This window comes from Ruegeria sp. AL3, from assembly GCF_056536065.1.
Map to the genome: position 1 here is coordinate 3,017,908 of NZ_JBQFJG010000001.1, position 17,024 is coordinate 3,034,931.

Genomic DNA, 17,024 nt, shown 5'->3' on the forward strand with positions numbered 1-17,024 from the left:
ACAACCCTGCATCAGATTCGGCCATATCCTGTCAGCGGTCACTTGGGGATGAGCCGAATGTGCGTTTGGGTTCATCCGGCTTCTGCGGCACTGCGTTCGGACCATCCTGAACTTTGGGGGCCGGGGCGCGCATCAGGTCGCGCAGGAACAGAGGTGCGAGACCGGACAACGGATTTACCGACACTTTGGGCGAGGCAAGCGGGCCGGTCAGAGTGTAGTTGAAGCCAAAAACGCCTTCACCCTTGCGCGTAAACACGCTGCCAACTGCGTTGAGCAGGTATATGGGCGAGATCGCACCGCGCAGGTTCAGCAATCCGTTCACCGTGTCGATGGTGCCATCAAAAGACAGGCCCATCGACGGGCCGACGGCACTGCCGCTGAGCACTTTGATGTCTGTGGGGGTGACACGCATCCGGCTATCGATTGCTGCAAAAAAGATACCCTGCCCCGCCATTTCATCCAACAGGCCCACAAGACTGATGGCATTCAGCAAGGCCGCCATGGCCGGGGCGTCGGTGATCCGTGTGTTGGTGATTCTCAGTATCACGTCATAGCTGCCGGCTGCGGCCACAGGTTCGAGCTTGAGGGTCATTTCTCCGCCCCGCGCCTGTGTCAGTACTCCGGCGGATCGCAGCACGGACCCCGCATCTTGCGACGTCAGGTCAACGGCACTTCGGTTCCCTCTGGGGCTGACCTGCCCCCTGACCGGCGCGCCACCATTGACCTGCGCGGTGAAGTTCCCTTGTATTCCGCCGGTCGTCTGAAAGGCACCCTGGAACCCGGTCAGCGCGACGGTTTCCGTAACCTGAAGGCGATCCAGCGTCACGTCCAGTTTCGGCCCGGCACCGCCCCCGCCGCCCGATCCGCCGCTTTCGCCAAAATTCGCGCGGCCCATATCAAGGACGCCGCCAAGCACACGGATATCCGGCATGGCGTTTCCGCGCCCGATCAGCTCTGCCGGGACCGCCAGCCAATCGCCCAGATCAAAAGAGGTGAAGCGAACCCGGTCATATTCGCCGTTTTCACGAAACGTGATGGAGGCTGTTGTACGCAAACCCGCTGCATTTATGCGCAGGCTATCCACCTTCAACTGCGACCCCAAAGTCGCTTCGGCCGTCAGAGAGCCGGTCGAATTGGCCCCCTTTCTCCAACCAAGTTCGGGTATGGCCAGCGCGACACCCTGCAAATCGGACGTGACGGACAATTTCGGGGCAACCCCGGCGCCGAGCCCCAACGTGATATCTGCAATCCCTTTGCCGGTCAGCATCCCCGGAGGCAGACCGGCGCCGATCTCATCCATCAATCGCGGCGACAGCTCGATCTGACCGGTCAGGGTGCTTCGCTGTTCAGACTTGCCGTCTATCGGCTGCCGCCAGAGCGCCGTCAGCGGTACGTCCCCGAACTGCCCCTGCCCCTGAATCTGAACGCCGGACTGATCACCAGAAAGGGCCAGAAGATCAGCACTGATGTCAAATCCGGGCACCAAGCGGTCACTGAACAGGTTCGCCAACCTTCCGTCGAAATGGAACTCGGTCTCGTCAAACTTGAGACCCTTTTTCAAGGGCAGGGAAAGGGTTCCCGCAAGCGACACCGTTCCTTTTGCCACATCAACGGGTAACCCCGCCTTGCTGAGCAATTCCAGCGGAGGCCGGTCCAACAAAGACAACGCGGCCGTCACGCTGCCTTTGGCCTGAATGCGCGCAATCGCCGGCGCGGATTTCTTGATATCCGTATCGGGTATGATGAAGGACGTCCCCGACGCATCAACAGCACCGCCGTCATCCGCAATCACAACGCCCTGCTGCGCAGTGACGGTAAAGCGTTGATTGAGCAAGCTGGCCTGACCCTGAGCGTTTTCGATCGGCGGCAGGGTTTTGACAAATCGGACCTTCGCCTTTTCAAACCCGAAATCCAGATAGAGATCGGGTTTGGATCCGGGCAGCAGGCGCAGGGCAAAATCCATATCCGACAGAACCCCTTCGTACAGGTTTTCGGTCACCCACTCTCGCGGTTTCGGGGCCAGACGTTCGGGCCAGTAACTGAGCACCTTGTCTGAGGTCATCTGATCCAAATGGGCATCCAGCTTGACGGCCCAACCATCCGGCCGCCCGGTCAGGACACCAAAGGCACGCACCGTGTGACCCGGATCTTCTATGGTCATCTGACCCAGATTCAGCTGGAACGGATTGAGGGCCATCTTGAAATCCAGGCTGGCCCGCGAAAGCTGAATAGGCTGCGGGAACAGGTTTGCCGGGTTTACGTTGATACCGGACAGCCGCAACTGTGCAGACAGGCTGTCCAGCACGCCATCTTCCACACCTTCCAGAAACGCCTTTCCGTCAGCCTGTACTTCACCCCAGGCCGAGACCACCGAAACTTCGTTGAAATTCAGGATCTGGCCTTCGGGATCATAGGTGAAATAGGTGCGCGCTGCTTCGAAAGGAACCGGGCGTGTTTCCGGGTTTGGCTGCACCGCCCCCGCCCCCAGATTCAGCGTGGCGTACAAGGTTCCTATCGCGCCGTTTTCATCGACACCACCGCGCAAGGCACCCGAGATCGGGGCCCGCAGAACCTGCAACCAGGCAAGTGCGGGCGTTTGGCCCGCGATGTCCTCGGCCGGAAGATCGGTGACCGAGATTCCGAAATGTGCGGCAGGTGTGCCCAGAACGCTTGTATAATTGGCCTCGATGGCACTGACATAGTCACGCCCCGCCAGAACCGAAAACCCGGTTGCCAAGCGCACTTCGTTGCCGGCTCGGTTGGCTTGAATATGCCCACCGTCCAGAATCCAGGACCGCTCCTGCCGAAGATCACGATAATCCAGTGTGATCGCATCAAGCTCGACCGAGGTCAGCGCCGACAGGGCCGGAGACAGGAAGACATGATCCGAAGCCTCGATAAGCTGTGCCAGGTTCGGGGCCTCCTGCACCGGTGCGCTGCCGGACCCGACCGTAAGGCTCAGCGCCCCGTCCTTGTCTCGGGTCACGGCGACCTGCGCACCCCTTAGAATTATCCTTTTGGGACGAACGTGCCCCCGCAACAAGGGGCGCATCGCCAGACTGGCGCGCATGTCGGACACCTGCGCAATTTGCCGACCCTCAGCGTCGCTGATGGCCACATCGGTCAGACGCAGACGGGGTCGCCATCCCTCGTGAATGATGAAACTCACGTCGCCAAACCGGATTTGCAGCCCGCCCAATGCCTGTTCAAGCCGCGCCTCGACCCTGTCCCGCAGCCAGACGGGTGCGTGCATTCTTTGCCCGACAACCATGAAACCGGTGAACAGCGCCAGCAACACCAGCACGAAAGTGCCGCGCATGGCCCACAGACCAGCGGCCCGACGGCGAGACCGACGGCGCGCGGGCTTAACGGGCCGTGCTCCGTCACCGTCTTCGTGCTGCTTCAAATTGCTATCCACGCCTTCCAACCCGCACGCGTTGCCCTATGATATCAGGCAGCCTTTAAAAACCTTTAGCGGAGTTTCCAATGCCCGACGTTTCAGACATCGCCCCTGACTTCACTTTGCCGCGCGACGGCGGCGGCGAGGTGACGCTTTCGGCGTTGCGCGGTAGCACCGTGGTTCTGTTTTTCTACCCCCGCGATGATACGCCGGGCTGCACCAAGGAATCCATCGGTTTCTCGGAACAACTTCAGGCCTTTGCCGATGCGGGCGCACAAGTTTTCGGCATCTCGCGCGACAGCGTCGCCAAACATGACAAATTCGTCGCCAAGCATGGGCTGACCACACCGCTGTTGTCGGATGAGAGCTCGACCGTCTGTGAAGACTACGGCGTGTGGGTCGAAAAAAACATGTACGGGCGCAAATCGATGGGGATCGAGCGTTCGACTTTTGTCATCGACCCCGAAGGCAAAATTGCCCGCGTTTGGCGCAAGGTCAAAGTTCCCGGCCACGTGGACGAGGTGCTGGAAGCCGTGCGCGCGCTGTAACGTCCTCGACCACGGTCGCCATCCGGTTTAAGAGCCACAGGATCAACAAGGCGGAGAATAATGGTGTCCAAATCGCTGACTCAGATGGCGACCGAAGTTCTTGCAACGGCGGAAGGTCGGGAAAAGACCGCCCTGTCCAAACAGCACGCCGTAGCGTGGTTTGCCTCGCGCAAGGGCGACGCGCCCCCGATCGAGATCGGTACGGCATCTCCCCCATTGCGACCCGCGCGCCCGGAACGGCCCGAACTCCTGTCTCCGCGCGAGGTGCCAAAGCGCAAACCGGGCACCGAGGCGGGCCGCATCGCCCTTTTGCACGCCGTGGCGCATATCGAACTGAACGCCGTCGATCTGCATTGGGATATCATTGCCCGCTTTGGCCATGTGCCGATGCCGATCGGGTTTTATGACGATTGGGTAAAATGCGCCGAAGAGGAATCGCGCCATTTCGAGATGGTCTGCGATTGCCTGGAACAGATGGGCAGCCACTATGGCGCCTTGCCCGCCCATGCGGGAATGTGGCGCGCGGCCGAGGACACCGCAGACGACCTGATGGGACGGCTTGCGGTCGTGCCGATGGTGCTCGAAGCGCGTGGTCTGGATGTGACCCCCGGCATGATCGAGATTTTTCGCAAGGCCAAGTCTGAACAGGCCATCGCGGCGCTTGAGGTGATCTATGCCGAAGAAGTCGGCCATGTCGCTTATGGGTCCAAGTGGTTTCACTTCCTGTGCGGCCGTGAAAACACGGACCCCAAGGATGTGTTTCACGCATTGGTACGCCGGTATTTCCACGGCGTCCTCAAACCACCCTTCAACGAGGAAAAACGGGCCGAGGCCGGGTTGCCGCCCGATTTCTACTGGCCGCTGACCGAAGACCTGCCCACGCCCGGCGGAATCCCAAACTGACGCCTCAAGATTGTTTTCGGCAATTTCCCGCCGATCTTTGGGGGGATTCCTACGCAGTTGGCGCCGGACTGATCAACAAACTTGCCCGAACGCTGCCTGCCCTTTATGCAGTCGGCCCAAGGAGCGGCCGGCACCCACAACCGGTCCCGATCTTGGGGATGAGAGGTAGGACGCGTGCGAACACGTCTGGCAATAAAAATACACTCCGCATTTGAACGGTACTTTCCGGAACGCCGGGTTTTTCTGAAGTCTGACAAAGATACACGTTTTATCCGTCTCAGCTCGGAAACGCAGGTGGTCGCGGTGGCCGGTGTTGCCGTCATGGTCGGATGGACCGCGGTAGCAACTGCCATTCTGCTGATGGACAGCATCGGTTCGGGCAACTTCCGGGAACAGGCGAAACGCGACCAGGCAACCTATCAGGAACGATTGAATGTCCTGTCCGCAGAACGCGACGCCCGTGCGCAGGAAGCGCTCGCCGCTCAGGATCGTTTCAATGCCGCGCTGGAACAGATATCCGCCATGCAGTCCGAACTGCTGGCTTCGGAAAACCGCCGTCGCGAACTTGAGACGGGGATCGAAGTCATTCAGACCACGCTGCGCACCACCATGAAACAGCGGGAAGATGCGCGGAAGGAACTGGCGGCGCTGAAGCAGGAAAACAGCAAGGCTGACATGTACGTAACGGCCTCCAGCGCGCCGGTACAGATGGCCTTCATGACGGATGCTCTGGCGCGCACGGCCGAGGAACGCGATCAGATCGCCGCCGACGCCCGAGAGGCACTGGACCAGCGCGATGATCTTGAGCTGGAAATCCGCCTTATGCAGGAACGCAGCGACGAGATTTTCCGACAGCTGGAAGAGGCCATGGTGATCTCGGTCGAGCCGCTGGACAAGATGTTCCGTCAGGCGGGAATGCCAACAGACCGCATCATCGAAGAGGTCCGGCGCGGATATAGCGGTATGGGCGGTCCGCTGACCCCTTTATCCCTTAGCACGCGCGGTGAGGTGGACGAGTTGTCCGCCGAGGAAGCCCGCGCGAATACATTGCTGAAACAGATGGATCAGCTGAACCTTTACCGACTTGCTGCGGAAAAGGCCCCCTTTGCCAATCCCGTACATTCGGCCGTGCGTTTTACCAGCGGCTATGGCAGCCGGCGCGACCCCAAAACCGGTGGTCGCCGGATGCATAACGGGGTCGATTTTGCCGGGCCGCAAGGCACGGATATCTTTGCGACCGCAGACGGCGTCGTTACCCACGCAGGCTGGCAATCCGGTTTCGGACGGCTTGTGAAAATCAAGCACGCATTCGGAATTGAGACACTTTACGCTCATAACACCAAGATCAACGTGAAGGTTGGTCAAAGGGTCTCGCGCGGGGATCATATTGCTGATATGGGTAGCACCGGACGGTCGACCGGCACGCATCTGCACTATGAGGTGCGCGTGAACGGAAAACCCGTAAACCCAATGACTTACATCAAGGCTGCGAGAAATGTTTTCTAAAAGCAAAATCAACGAGCCCGCATCCAAGGCACCCGAGGCGGCCAAACCAGCCGCTCCGGCGACCCCAGCGGCCCCTGCACCGACCGAGTCGAAACCTGCCACTGCACCCAAGCCCAAACCGCCTGCGTCGGTTTTGTCTTCGGATCTGCACATCACTGGCAATATCAAAACCTCTGGTGACATACAGGTGGAAGGCACAGTCGAAGGCGACATCCGCGCTCACCTTCTGACCATTGGTGAGTCGGCAACGATCAAAGGTGAAGTCACCGCAGATGACGTCGTGATCAACGGACGTATCGTGGGTCGCGTACGTGGTCTCAAGGTGCGTCTGACATCGACCGCACGTGTCGAAGGCGACATCATCCACAAGACCATCGCCATCGAAAGCGGAGCGCATTTCGAAGGATCCGTACAACGGCAGGACGATCCGCTGAATCCGGGCCGCAGCGCCAAAGCCGGATCGAACCCGGCAGCAGACGTCAAGCAGTAATTCGACCCATCAGGTCAGATCGGAAACGTCGCGGGGAGACCCGAGGCGTTTCTTTTTTGCACCGCAGCCTGAATCCGGGAAACCTGTTTTGATCCCGCCGGGATCACGTTAGGGTCGGGCCATGTTGATTTTTCTGACACTTGCTGCGGTGATCGCCGCAGGTCTGGCCTTTTACTTCTGGTCCAAACGACAGGCGCGCCACGCCCTGTTGGCCGCGCCGTTGACTGACAAGCAACGGCAGCTTGTCGACGCTCAGGTCCCGATCTTGCGGAAACTGCCGCAAGGCCTGCGCGCAAAGCTGGAGGGCAAGATCAACCTGTTCCTGGATCAGGTTGAATTCATCGGGTGTGACGGTCTGGACGTTTCCGAAGACATGCAACTGTCCATCGCCGCGCAAGCCTGTCTGCTGGTTGTGAATACCGATCTCTGGTATGACAATCTGACCACCATCCTGATCTATCCCAGCGCATTCAAATCCAGACAGAGCCGGCACAGCGGCTATGTCGTCACCGAGAGGGAAATCGTGCGCACAGGGGAAAGCTGGAACCGCGGCCCGGTGATCCTGTCCTGGGCGCATAGCCAGCGCGGGGCCATGAACGATCATGACGGCCAAAACGTTGTGTTTCACGAATTTGCACACCAGATCGACGATCTGACAGGGTCGGCCAACGGAGTGCCCGTACTTAGCGACGACCAAAGCTTTTCAGAATGGGAATCCGCATTCCTGACAGCCTATGACGCGCATGTACGCGCCGTTGAATCCGGGCAGCCAACCGTAATCGACCCTTATGGCGCGGAAGGGCACGAGGAGTTTTTCGCCGTTTCGGTTGAAGTGTTCTTTGAGCGGCCAAAGGCCCTGCGCAGGTCGGACCCGGAGGTTTACAAGCAACTGTCCAAGCTGTTTCACCTGGATCCTTCTCAATGGCACTAAGGCTTTGCGACCCCTGGTGCGCGGGTGCCGGGAAAATTCCCCGTTCGGCTCAATTTAACAAAAGTTAATTTATGAATTACACTTAAGCTCATTGCATTGTGGAGGAAATTTCATGTCATCAAAACTACTGGCCGAGTTCTTCGGCACCTTCTGGCTGGTTCTCGGAGGTTGCGGCAGTGCCGTATTGGCAGCGGGCGTTGCAGATGTCGGCATTGGGTGGCTTGGCGTTTCCTTCGCCTTCGGCCTGACGGTTCTGACAATGGCTTACACGGTTGGCCATATCTCGGGCGGGCACTTCAATCCGGCGGTCAGCCTTGGTCTGATGATCGGCGGGCGGTTTCCGGCAAAGGATCTGCTGCCCTACTGGATCGCTCAGGTCATCGGCGCCATAGCCGCCGCAGTGGTTCTGTATCTGATCGTCAGCGGTGCGCCCGACTTCGCCGGCGTCGGGGGATTTGCGTCCAACGGATATGGTGAGGCCTCACCCGGCGGATACTCTCTGATGTCCGCTCTGGTGATCGAGATCGTGATGACCGCTTTCTTCATCCTGATCATCCTGGGTGCAACCTCGGACAAGGCGCCGGCCGGTTTCGCCCCCATCGCAATTGGTCTGGCCTTGACCCTGATCCACCTGGTGTCAATTCCGGTCACCAACACTTCGGTCAACCCGGCCCGGTCCACAGGCGTCGCCCTGTTTGCCGACGGCCCTGCCCTGTCACAGCTGTGGCTGTTCTGGGTGGCCCCGCTGATCGGCGGCGCGATCGGTGCGGTCATCTGGAAAGCGATGTCACAAGACGATTGAGTTTCGTTCAATCGACCGTAAGAAACAGCCCGGCGCTTTTTGGAACGCCGGGCTGTTTCGGTTCATTCGGTGACGGTGACTTTTTTCATCATGTCGGGCTGTCCCGTAACCGCTCCGGTCTGGGAATGCCCCCGTTTGATCGCATCCACAACGTCCATACCATCGGTCACCTGACCGACCACGGTGTATTGGCCATCCAGAAACGGGCCGGGTTCGAACATGATAAAGAACTGCGAATTGGCCGAATCCGGGTTCTGCGATCGGGCCATGCCGACCACGCCACGATCAAAGGTCAGATCAGAAAACTCAGCCGGCAGATCCGGGCGGTCTGACCCGCCACGCCCGGCATACCGCATGTCAAAGCCGTTCGCGGTGGAATTGCCGTATTGAACATCGCCGGTCTGGGCCATGAAACCTTCGATCACGCGGTGGAACACCACACCATCGTACGTGCCGTCCGCAGCCAATGCCGTGATCTGTTCCACGTGCTTCGGCGCGACATCTTCGAACAGATCGATGGAGATCGTGCCATTGGCCCCTTCCCCTTCGACCTCGATCTGCAAACCGCTGGCCAGCGCCGGGCTTGCCAGCAGGGCAAAGGCGGCGGCAAGCTTATACATCTGCGGCCACCTTGACGCTGATCATGCGGTCGGGGTTCGCAGGCGGCTCACCACGTACGATTGCGTCCACATGCTCCATGCCTTCGATGACGCGGCCATAAACGGTGTACTGACCGTTCAGGAAGTGGTTGTCCTTGAAGTTGATGAAGAATTGAGAGTTGGCCGAATCCGGGTTCTGCGACCGGGCCGCGCCCAGCGTACCGCGATCATGGGGCAGCTTGGAAAACTCTGCCGGCACGTTCGGCAGCGACGAACCGCCGGTCCCCGCCATACGCAGGTTGAACCCATCTTCCATGTCGCCGTGCTGCACGTCACCGGTTTGGGCCATGAAGCCGTCGATCACTCGGTGAAAGGCCACGTTGTCGTATTCTCCGCTGCGGGCCAGTTCTTTCATCCGCGCGCTGTGCAAAGGCGCTACATCCGGCAGCAGCTCGATGACGACATTGCCGTCTTTCAGCTCGATGATGATCGTGTTTTCGGGATCCTTGATCTCGGCCATGAGGCCCTCCTGTCGTTTATCTTGCGCAAATACCTATGACGCACGCGTACGAATGCCAAGTGACGCATTGACCTGAGGGCAAATTGCAGGAAAAGAACCGCCTAAATCATTTGCCAATGACAAGGATCGCACAATGGGCTGGAAAACACTGGACGATATGGACCTGAACGGCAAACGCGTGCTGGTGCGTGTGGATATCAACGTGCCCGTGGTTGACGGTGTTGTGACCGACGCCACCCGCATTCAAAGGATCGTCCCCTCGGTGCGCGATATTCTGGCCGCTGGTGGAAAACCGATCCTTCTGGCTCATTTTGGCCGTCCCGGTGGCGAACGGCGTGAAAGCCTGTCGCTGAAACAACTGGTCCCGACATTGGAAAGCGCTTTTGGCGCAAAGGTGCTGTTTGCTGCCGATTGCGTCGGGGCCGAGGCGGAACTGGCCGCCGGTGCCTTGCAGCCCGGCCAGGTGCTGTTGCTCGAGAACACGCGTTTTCACGCGGAGGAAACCAAGAACGATGCCGATCTGGCCGCAGGTATGGCCAGGCTGGGTGACGTGTACTGCAACGACGCGTTTTCAGCGGCGCATCGGGCCCACAGCTCGACCGAGGCCATCGCGCGCCTGCTGCCTGCCTGTGCGGGCCGTTTGATGCAGGCCGAGTTGCAGGCACTGGAAAGCGCGTTGGGCGCGCCCAAACGCCCGGTAACAGCGGTTGTGGGCGGGGCCAAGGTCTCGACCAAGCTGGAACTGCTGGGCAATCTGATCGACAAGGTCGATTATCTGGTGATCGGTGGCGGCATGGCCAATACGTTCCTCGTCGCGCAAGGTGTCAGTGTCGGAAAATCGCTGGCCGAAACTGCGATGAAAGACACCGCTGCCGAAATTCTGGCCAAGGCCGAAAGCACCGGCTGCCAGATCGTTCTGCCACGTGACGTCGTGGTTGCCAAAAAGTTTGAAGCCAATGCCCCTCATCAGGTTTTGCCCGCGGATCAATGCCCCGAGGATGGCATGATCCTGGATGCTGGCCCCGAAAGCGTGGCCGCAATCATCGAGATATTCGACAAAAGCAAAACCCTGATCTGGAACGGTCCGCTGGGCGCATTCGAACTGGAACCGTTCGACGCCGCCACCAATGCCGGCGCCTTGAAGGCGGCCGCGCTCAGCCGTTCGGGCCAGCTGATCTCGGTCGCCGGGGGTGGAGACACGGTCGCAGCCCTGAACGCCTCGGGTGCCGCCAAGGACTTCACCTATATCTCAACCGCGGGTGGCGCGTTTCTGGAATGGATGGAAGGCAAAACGCTGCCCGGTGTCGCAGCGCTGGATCAGTAAGCACTGCTTGCCGCCTTTGATCGCCTGACATGGTCCATGGTATTATCCCCTTTTGAACGGGGGATATTACCGTGAAGCCAATTTATTTTCTTGTCCTAATGATGCTGCCCTGCTCTGCCGCCGCTCAATCCAGTTGCGGCGGCCAAACCCAGCTTGACGCCAATTTCTGCGCCAAGGAACAATGGGAGGCCGCAGATCGCGAACTCAACCGGCTGTGGGCACAGATCAAACCCGCAGCCGATGCGCGCGGCAACGGCGATGCTCTTCTGGCCGAACAACGCGTCTGGCTGAAGGTCCGAGACGCAACCTGCGACAAGGAATTGTCAGGCGGCGGCAGCGCTGCGCCGATGTTCTACTGGACCTGCATGAAAGAACAGACCGTCGCGCGAAATCAGGCGCTGGAATCCTGGCGCTGACGAGGATCAGGACGCGCTTAAATTACTGATGAAAAAATCGAAACAGGGGATTCACAACCCGAATCACCTGTGACATAGTGTGTTCAGATGCTCGCAAAGGGCACGTTTTTGAGGCTAGTTTTCATACGGCGGTAAACAGAGTGTCCCGTTCCCATCGGCCCGGTTTGGGCTCAATCATCTTTTTCTCGGTGGCTTTCATGCTTGGTGTGTATTTCACCTTTGCCGCCGTACAAGGTGACTATGGCCTGTTTCGGCGGGTCGAAATTGCTGCGGAACGGGACGCCCTGTCACAGGACCTGGAAAAGCTGAACGCCCAAATCGCCGAATTGGAGAACCTGACCCGGCGCCTGTCCGACACCTATCTAGATCTTGACCTGCTCGATCAGCAGGCACGTTCTGTTCTTGGTATGATCCGAGCGGATGAAATCGTGATCCGCTGATCCTGTTTGGGCCGCCGGATATTGTCGGACCATCGTCGCACCGCTTTGCCCGTCGGCTGCGCCACGCCCGCGCGGACGCTGCGTCACATTTCCCCTCGCCAGAAAGCTCCAAATGCTTTATGAGATAGTTTAACGCTAAACTATCTTGCCGAAAGGGGGAGATCGCCACTATGGCTGCGCGAAAAACCACAAAGAAACCAAATGTTTCTGCGGAAGAACTCAAGACATACTACCGCGAGATGCTTCTGATCCGTCGATTCGAAGAAAAGGCGGGTCAGCTTTATGGCATGGGTCTGATCGGCGGGTTCTGCCACCTTTACATCGGACAAGAGGCGGTTGTTGTTGGGCTCGAAGCGGCAGCTCAGGACGGCGACAAGCGGATCACCTCTTATCGGGACCACGGCCATATGCTGGCCTGTGGCATGGACCCGGGCGGCGTGATGGCCGAACTGACCGGGCGCGAAGGCGGCCTGTCCAAGGGCAAGGGCGGTTCGATGCACATGTTCTCGAAAGAGAAGCATTTCTATGGTGGCCATGGCATCGTTGGCGCGCAGGTTCCGCTGGGTGCCGGTCTGGCCTTCGCCGACAAGTACAAGGAAACCGGCGGCGTGACCTTTACCTATTTCGGCGACGGTGCCGCAAACCAGGGTCAGGTCTATGAGACGTTCAACATGGCCGCCCTGTGGGATCTTCCCGTGGTTTTCGTGATCGAGAACAACCAATACGCCATGGGCACAGCGCAGGCGCGTTCGACCTCGTCACCCGATATTTATGTACGCGGCGAAGCCTTCGGCATCCCCGGCGAGATCGTCAACGGAATGGATGTGCTGGCCGTCAAAGCCGCTGGTGAAAAGGCCGTTGCCCACTGCCGCGCCGGCAAGGGCCCATACATTCTTGAGGTAAAGACCTACCGATATCGCGGCCACTCGATGTCCGACCCGGCCAAGTACCGCACCCGCGAAGAGGTTCAGAAAGTCCGCGAACAAAGCGACCCGATCGAACATGTGCGCGAGCTGCTGCTGACCGGCAAACACGCGACCGAGGATGACCTGAAGGCGATCGACAAGGAAATCAAAGAGATCGTGAACCAAGCCGCCGAATTCTCGAAAGAAAGCCCCGAGCCCGCCGTTGAAGAGCTCTGGACCGACATTTACGCCTGAGAGGACGAATAAGACATGGCAACCGAAATTCTCATGCCCGCCCTTTCGCCCACGATGGAAGAGGGCACGCTGGCCAAATGGCTGGTCAAGGAAGGCGACACCGTATCCAGCGGTGACATCCTGGCCGAAATCGAGACCGACAAGGCGACAATGGAATTTGAAGCTGTCGACGAGGGCATCGTCGGCAAGATCCTGATCGCCGAAGGCAGTGAAGGGGTCAAAGTGAACACCCCGATTGCGGTTCTGGTCGAGGAAGGCGAAGACGCCTCGGCCGTGACCGCGGCTGCACCGGCAGCCGCAGCGGTGACCGAAGCCGCCCCGGCAGCGGTCGAGGCCCCCGCTCCTGCCGCTGCGGCCCCCGCTGCGCCGGTGGTCGACCTGTCGCCCGACTGGCCGGCAGATGCCGAGATGAAATCCGAAACCGTTCGCGAAGCTCTGCGTGACGCGATGGCCGAAGAAATGCGCAACGACGAAGACGTCTATCTGATGGGCGAGGAAGTCGCGGAATATCAGGGCGCATACAAGATTTCCCAGGGTCTGCTGGACGAATTCGGCCCCAAGCGCGTGATCGACACACCGATCACCGAGCACGGCTTTGCCGGCATCGCCGTGGGTTCGGCCTTTGGCGGTCTGAAGCCGATCGTCGAGTTCATGACGTTCAACTTCGCGATGCAGGCGATCGACCAGATCATCAACTCGGCCGCCAAGACGCTGTACATGTCCGGCGGTCAGATGGGTTGTCCGATCGTGTTCCGCGGCCCCAACGGCGCCGCCGCGCGCGTGGCTGCCCAGCACAGCCAGGACTATGCCGCCTGGTACATGCAGATCCCCGGCCTGAAGGTCGTCATGCCCTATTCGGCAGCCGACGCCAAAGGTCTGCTGAAATCGGCCATCCGCGACCCCAACCCGGTGATCTTCCTGGAAAACGAAATCCTCTATGGTCGCACTTTCGACATGCCGCAGGTCGATGACCTGACCGTGCCGCTGGGCAAGGCGCGCATCTGGCGCGAAGGCTCGGACGTGACCATCGTCAGCTTCGGCATCGGCATGCAATACGCACTGGAAGCCGCAGACAAGCTGGCCGAAGACGGCATCAGCGCCGAGGTCATCGATCTGCGCACCATCCGTCCGATGGATACCGGTGCGATCATAAACTCGGTGATGAAGACCAACCGTCTGGTGACTGTGGAAGAAGGCTGGCCGCAAGGTTCGGTGGGCAGCTATATCAGCTCGGTCGTGATGCAGGAGGCGTTTGATTACCTTGACGCGCCGGTCATCAATTGCACTGGCAAGGACGTGCCGATGCCCTATGCCGCCAATCTCGAAAAGCTGGCCCTGATCACCACCGATGAGGTGATCGCCGCCGTCAAACAAGTGACCTACCGGTAAGGAGCGACAGACAGATGCCTACAGAAATTCTGATGCCCGCCCTGTCCCCGACGATGGAGGAAGGTACGCTTGCAAAATGGCTGGTTAAGGAAGGCGATACCGTCTCCTCCGGTGATCTGCTGGCCGAGATCGAAACCGACAAGGCCACGATGGAGTTCGAGGCCGTTGACGAAGGCACCATCGGCAAGATTCTGATCCCCGAAGGCACCGAAGGGGTCAAGGTCAACACCGCTATCGCGATTTTGCTGGAAGATGGCGAAAGCGCCGATGACATCGCCGCGACCCCGGCCAAAGCCCCGGAGGCGGCACCAGCCGCCGCGGGCAACGAGGCTGCCGCGCCAGCGGCACCCGAGGCGCCTGCCCCTGCCCCGGCCGCTCCGGCCAAGGCGGATGGTGGTCGGATTTTTGCCTCGCCGCTGGCCCGCCGGATTGCTGCACAAAAAGGTCTCGACCTGACGCAGATTGCCGGTTCCGGCCCGCACGGTCGCATCGTCAAGGTCGATGTCGAAGGCGCAACTGCCACGGCTCCGGCAGCAGCTCCTGCCACAGCTCCCACCGCCGCGCCCGCAGCTGCCCCTGCAGCTCCGTCTGGTCCATCGGCGGATATGGTCGCGCGGATGTACGAAGGCCGCCCGTACGAGGAAATCAAGCTCGACGGTATGCGCAAAACCATTGCCGCACGCCTAGGCGAGGCCAAACAGACCATCCCGCATTTCTACCTGCGCCGCGACATCAAGCTGGATGCGCTGCTGAAGTTCCGCAGCCAGTTGAACAAGCAGTTGGAAGGCCGTGGCGTGAAGCTGAGCGTCAACGACTTCATCATCAAGGCCGTCGCCAACGCGCTTCAGCAGGTTCCAGCCTGCAACGCCGTCTGGGCGGGCGACCGCGTGTTGCAACTCAAGCCGTCGGACGTGGCCGTAGCGGTCGCGATCGAGGGCGGGTTGTTCACCCCGGTTCTTCAGGACGCCGACATGAAATCTCTGTCGGCGCTTTCGACCGAGATGAAGGATCTCGCCGCCCGTGCCCGCGAGCGCAAGCTGGCACCGCACGAGTATCAGGGTGGCACGTTCGCCATCTCGAACCTCGGCATGTTCGGCATCGACAATTTCGACGCCATCGTGAACCCGCCTCATGCCGGCATTCTGGCGGTGGGTACCGGCGTGAAAAAGCCCGTTGTCGGGGATGATGGAGAACTGACGGTGGCGACCGTAATGTCCGTTACCATGTCCGTCGATCACCGCGTCATCGACGGCGCGCTGGGGGCAGAACTGCTCAAGGCTATTGTCGACAACCTGGAAAACCCGATGGTCATGCTGGCTTGACGACCCGAATAATGCCCGTGCCCCGGACAGCCGGAGCGCGGGCAGCCTCAAGTGTTTTCACTGAGTTGAACTTGCGTGATCGGGGCATCGATTGCCCGATGCATCAAGACGCCCCACTTCCTTCCATTGGAAGCAGACGGAAGGCAGGTGCGCGATGCTCTCAAAAAATCTCATTCTCAGCCTGACTGTTTCGGCGTTTCCGGCAGCCATGTCACCTGACTTTGCCTTGGCAAAGCCCAACGGCTATCCGGGTGAGCATTCAAAGTTCAAGCCAAACGATCCGGCCGCGATTGCCCGGCAGAAAGCCGCACAGGACACACGGCAAGAGCTTCGCAAACAAAAACGGGAAGAACGGCGGCGCAAGCGGTTGGACAAACGCGCCAACCGCTCTCGCTGAGCTGCTACTGATCCTTGCCCAGCATATGATCCATCGAGATCGAAGGCTGGTCGCACCCGGCTTCCCCCACGATCTTGGCGGGGATACCGGCGACGGTCTTGCAGGGCGGCACCTCTTGCAACACCACCGAACCGGCAGCGATGCGGCTGCAATGCCCAATGGTGATGTTGCCCAGCACCTTGGCCCCGGCCCCGATCAGAACACCGTCTCCGATTTTTGGATGACGGTCTTCTTCTTCCTTGCCCGTTCCGCCCAGTGTCACCGAGTGCAGCATCGATACGTTGTCGCCCACCACTGCCGTCTCGCCAATCACGATGGAATGGGCATGGTCGATCATGATGCCCTTTCCGATTTTGGCTGCCGGGTGAATGTCGATCCCGAAAATCTCGGACGAACGCATCTGGAAGAAATAGGCCAAATCATAGCGCCCCTTGCGCCACAACCAATGGGCCACGCGATATGCCTGCATTGCCTGATACCCTTTGAAATACAGGATCGGCTGCAACAGCCGATGGCAGGCCGGGTCACGTTCGTAAACGGCCATAAGGTCCGCCCGAGCAGCTTCGAGCAAACCCGGATCGTCGGCATATGCCTCATCCACGATTTCACGCAGAACCATCATCGACATTTCGTTCGAACACAGCTTGGCCGCCACCCGATATGAAAGCGCGCGTTCAAGGCTGCGGTGATGCAGGATACAGGCGTGCACGAGCCCCCCCATGAGGGGCTCTTTCTCGACGGCCGCATGGGCTTCGGATGTGATACGGGTCCAGACCGGATCAACCGGTGTCACATGGCTGCGCTTTTCGAACATGGCTTTGATCCTTTGCTGCGCCTAGAATGCCATTTAGTGGCAAAAAGACCAAACGCAAACCCA

The 17,024-nt window shown here is 59.6% G+C and carries 17 protein-coding genes; 13 read left to right on the top strand and 4 right to left on the bottom strand.

Features of this window, described 5'->3' with window-relative positions:
• Window positions 1-31 precede the first annotated feature (31 nt).
• On the bottom strand, window positions 32-3,406 hold the full coding sequence (locus tag ACR3E6_RS15260; protein WP_480487886.1) for a YhdP family protein: 3,375 nt from the start codon (window positions 3,404-3,406) through the stop codon (window positions 32-34).
• Window positions 3,407-3,486: 80 nt separating this feature from the next.
• On the opposite strand from ACR3E6_RS15260, the gene ACR3E6_RS15265 reads away from it, so the two are divergent.
• The 6 genes from ACR3E6_RS15265 to aqpZ all read left to right on the top strand — a co-directional run bounded on the left by ACR3E6_RS15265 (window position 3,487) and on the right by aqpZ (window position 8,580).
• Window positions 3,487-3,948: a peroxiredoxin gene (locus ACR3E6_RS15265; RefSeq protein ID WP_171723075.1), complete on the top strand. Its 462-nt coding sequence runs from the start codon at window positions 3,487-3,489 to the stop codon at window positions 3,946-3,948.
• A 60-nt stretch (window positions 3,949-4,008) separates the two neighbouring features.
• Window positions 4,009-4,851: a ferritin-like domain-containing protein gene (locus ACR3E6_RS15270; RefSeq protein ID WP_171631731.1), complete on the top strand. Its 843-nt coding sequence runs from the start codon at window positions 4,009-4,011 to the stop codon at window positions 4,849-4,851.
• A 174-nt stretch (window positions 4,852-5,025) separates the two neighbouring features.
• The gene (locus ACR3E6_RS15275) at window positions 5,026-6,357 is read left to right on the top strand and encodes a DUF5930 domain-containing protein (protein ID WP_209832794.1); all 1,332 of its coding nucleotides are present in this window, start codon (window positions 5,026-5,028) and stop codon (window positions 6,355-6,357) included.
• Window positions 6,347-6,847, top strand: coding sequence for a bactofilin family protein (locus tag ACR3E6_RS15280; RefSeq protein ID WP_117868644.1), 501 nt, complete (start codon window positions 6,347-6,349; stop codon window positions 6,845-6,847). The genes ACR3E6_RS15275 and ACR3E6_RS15280 overlap by 11 nt, the downstream gene beginning before the upstream one ends.
• 121 nt (window positions 6,848-6,968) lie before the next feature.
• Window positions 6,969-7,778, top strand: coding sequence for a M90 family metallopeptidase (locus ACR3E6_RS15285; RefSeq protein ID WP_171631725.1), 810 nt, complete (start codon window positions 6,969-6,971; stop codon window positions 7,776-7,778).
• Between the two features lie 112 nt (window positions 7,779-7,890).
• Window positions 7,891-8,580, top strand: a complete 690-nt coding sequence (aqpZ, locus tag ACR3E6_RS15290; protein WP_171167669.1) for an aquaporin Z — start codon at window positions 7,891-7,893, stop codon at window positions 8,578-8,580.
• Between the two features lie 62 nt (window positions 8,581-8,642).
• Here the strand turns inward: aqpZ and ACR3E6_RS15295 are convergent, their stop codons facing one another.
• Both ACR3E6_RS15295 and ACR3E6_RS15300 read right to left on the bottom strand, forming a co-directional pair.
• Entirely contained in the window at window positions 8,643-9,200 is a 558-nt protein-coding gene (locus ACR3E6_RS15295; RefSeq protein WP_171723071.1) for a peptidylprolyl isomerase, read from the bottom strand.
• The gene (locus ACR3E6_RS15300; protein WP_152458298.1) at window positions 9,193-9,699 is read right to left on the bottom strand and encodes a peptidylprolyl isomerase; all 507 of its coding nucleotides are present in this window, start codon (window positions 9,697-9,699) and stop codon (window positions 9,193-9,195) included. The genes ACR3E6_RS15295 and ACR3E6_RS15300 overlap by 8 nt, the downstream gene beginning before the upstream one ends.
• Before the next feature lie 133 nt (window positions 9,700-9,832).
• Here ACR3E6_RS15300 and ACR3E6_RS15305 point away from each other — a divergent pair, with 133 nt between their 5' ends.
• The 7 genes from ACR3E6_RS15305 to ACR3E6_RS15335 all read left to right on the top strand — a co-directional run bounded on the left by ACR3E6_RS15305 (window position 9,833) and on the right by ACR3E6_RS15335 (window position 16,147).
• On the top strand, window positions 9,833-11,023 hold the full coding sequence (locus ACR3E6_RS15305) for a phosphoglycerate kinase (RefSeq protein WP_480487889.1): 1,191 nt from the start codon (window positions 9,833-9,835) through the stop codon (window positions 11,021-11,023).
• A 71-nt stretch (window positions 11,024-11,094) separates the two neighbouring features.
• A complete protein-coding gene (locus tag ACR3E6_RS15310; protein ID WP_171723069.1) occupies window positions 11,095-11,439 on the top strand; it encodes a lysozyme inhibitor LprI family protein in 345 nt (114 codons plus the stop codon).
• A gap of 140 nt (window positions 11,440-11,579) precedes the next feature.
• Window positions 11,580-11,879: an FtsB family cell division protein gene (locus ACR3E6_RS15315; RefSeq protein ID WP_171115419.1), complete on the top strand. Its 300-nt coding sequence runs from the start codon at window positions 11,580-11,582 to the stop codon at window positions 11,877-11,879.
• A gap of 170 nt (window positions 11,880-12,049) precedes the next feature.
• Window positions 12,050-13,039, top strand: a complete 990-nt coding sequence (pdhA, locus tag ACR3E6_RS15320; RefSeq protein WP_171328037.1) for a pyruvate dehydrogenase (acetyl-transferring) E1 component subunit alpha — start codon at window positions 12,050-12,052, stop codon at window positions 13,037-13,039.
• Window positions 13,040-13,054: 15 nt separating this feature from the next.
• Window positions 13,055-14,428, top strand: a complete 1,374-nt coding sequence (locus ACR3E6_RS15325; RefSeq protein ID WP_171631707.1) for a pyruvate dehydrogenase complex E1 component subunit beta — start codon at window positions 13,055-13,057, stop codon at window positions 14,426-14,428.
• A 14-nt stretch (window positions 14,429-14,442) separates the two neighbouring features.
• On the top strand, window positions 14,443-15,750 hold the full coding sequence (locus tag ACR3E6_RS15330; RefSeq protein ID WP_171631704.1) for a pyruvate dehydrogenase complex dihydrolipoamide acetyltransferase: 1,308 nt from the start codon (window positions 14,443-14,445) through the stop codon (window positions 15,748-15,750).
• Window positions 15,751-15,904: 154 nt separating this feature from the next.
• Entirely contained in the window at window positions 15,905-16,147 is a 243-nt protein-coding gene (locus tag ACR3E6_RS15335) for a hypothetical protein (RefSeq protein WP_171723067.1), read from the top strand.
• Window positions 16,148-16,151: 4 nt separating this feature from the next.
• Here ACR3E6_RS15335 and cysE read toward each other — a convergent pair whose 3' ends face one another.
• The gene (gene cysE / locus ACR3E6_RS15340; RefSeq protein WP_152458304.1) at window positions 16,152-16,961 is read right to left on the bottom strand and encodes a serine O-acetyltransferase; all 810 of its coding nucleotides are present in this window, start codon (window positions 16,959-16,961) and stop codon (window positions 16,152-16,154) included.
• Window positions 16,962-17,024: the final 63 nt, after the last annotated feature.

Bases quoted from the DNA above. Each gene is read 5' to 3' on its own strand.
- pdhA (WP_171328037.1), top strand. From the start codon at position 12,050: ATGGCTGCGCGAAAAACCACAAAGAAACCAAATGTTTCTGCGGAAGAA.
- ACR3E6_RS15295 (WP_171723071.1), bottom strand. From the start codon at position 9,200: ATGTATAAGCTTGCCGCCGCCTTTGCCCTGCTGGCAAGCCCGGCGCTG.
- ACR3E6_RS15330 (WP_171631704.1), top strand. From the start codon at position 14,443: ATGCCTACAGAAATTCTGATGCCCGCCCTGTCCCCGACGATGGAGGAA.
- aqpZ (WP_171167669.1), top strand. From the start codon at position 7,891: ATGTCATCAAAACTACTGGCCGAGTTCTTCGGCACCTTCTGGCTGGTT.
- ACR3E6_RS15300 (WP_152458298.1), bottom strand. From the start codon at position 9,699: ATGGCCGAGATCAAGGATCCCGAAAACACGATCATCATCGAGCTGAAA.
- ACR3E6_RS15325 (WP_171631707.1), top strand. From the start codon at position 13,055: ATGGCAACCGAAATTCTCATGCCCGCCCTTTCGCCCACGATGGAAGAG.
- ACR3E6_RS15280 (WP_117868644.1), top strand. From the start codon at position 6,347: ATGTTTTCTAAAAGCAAAATCAACGAGCCCGCATCCAAGGCACCCGAG.
- cysE (WP_152458304.1), bottom strand. From the start codon at position 16,961: ATGTTCGAAAAGCGCAGCCATGTGACACCGGTTGATCCGGTCTGGACC.
- ACR3E6_RS15270 (WP_171631731.1), top strand. From the start codon at position 4,009: ATGGTGTCCAAATCGCTGACTCAGATGGCGACCGAAGTTCTTGCAACG.
- ACR3E6_RS15305 (WP_480487889.1), top strand. From the start codon at position 9,833: ATGGGCTGGAAAACACTGGACGATATGGACCTGAACGGCAAACGCGTG.
- ACR3E6_RS15335 (WP_171723067.1), top strand. From the start codon at position 15,905: ATGCTCTCAAAAAATCTCATTCTCAGCCTGACTGTTTCGGCGTTTCCG.
- ACR3E6_RS15285 (WP_171631725.1), top strand. From the start codon at position 6,969: ATGTTGATTTTTCTGACACTTGCTGCGGTGATCGCCGCAGGTCTGGCC.
- ACR3E6_RS15265 (WP_171723075.1), top strand. From the start codon at position 3,487: ATGCCCGACGTTTCAGACATCGCCCCTGACTTCACTTTGCCGCGCGAC.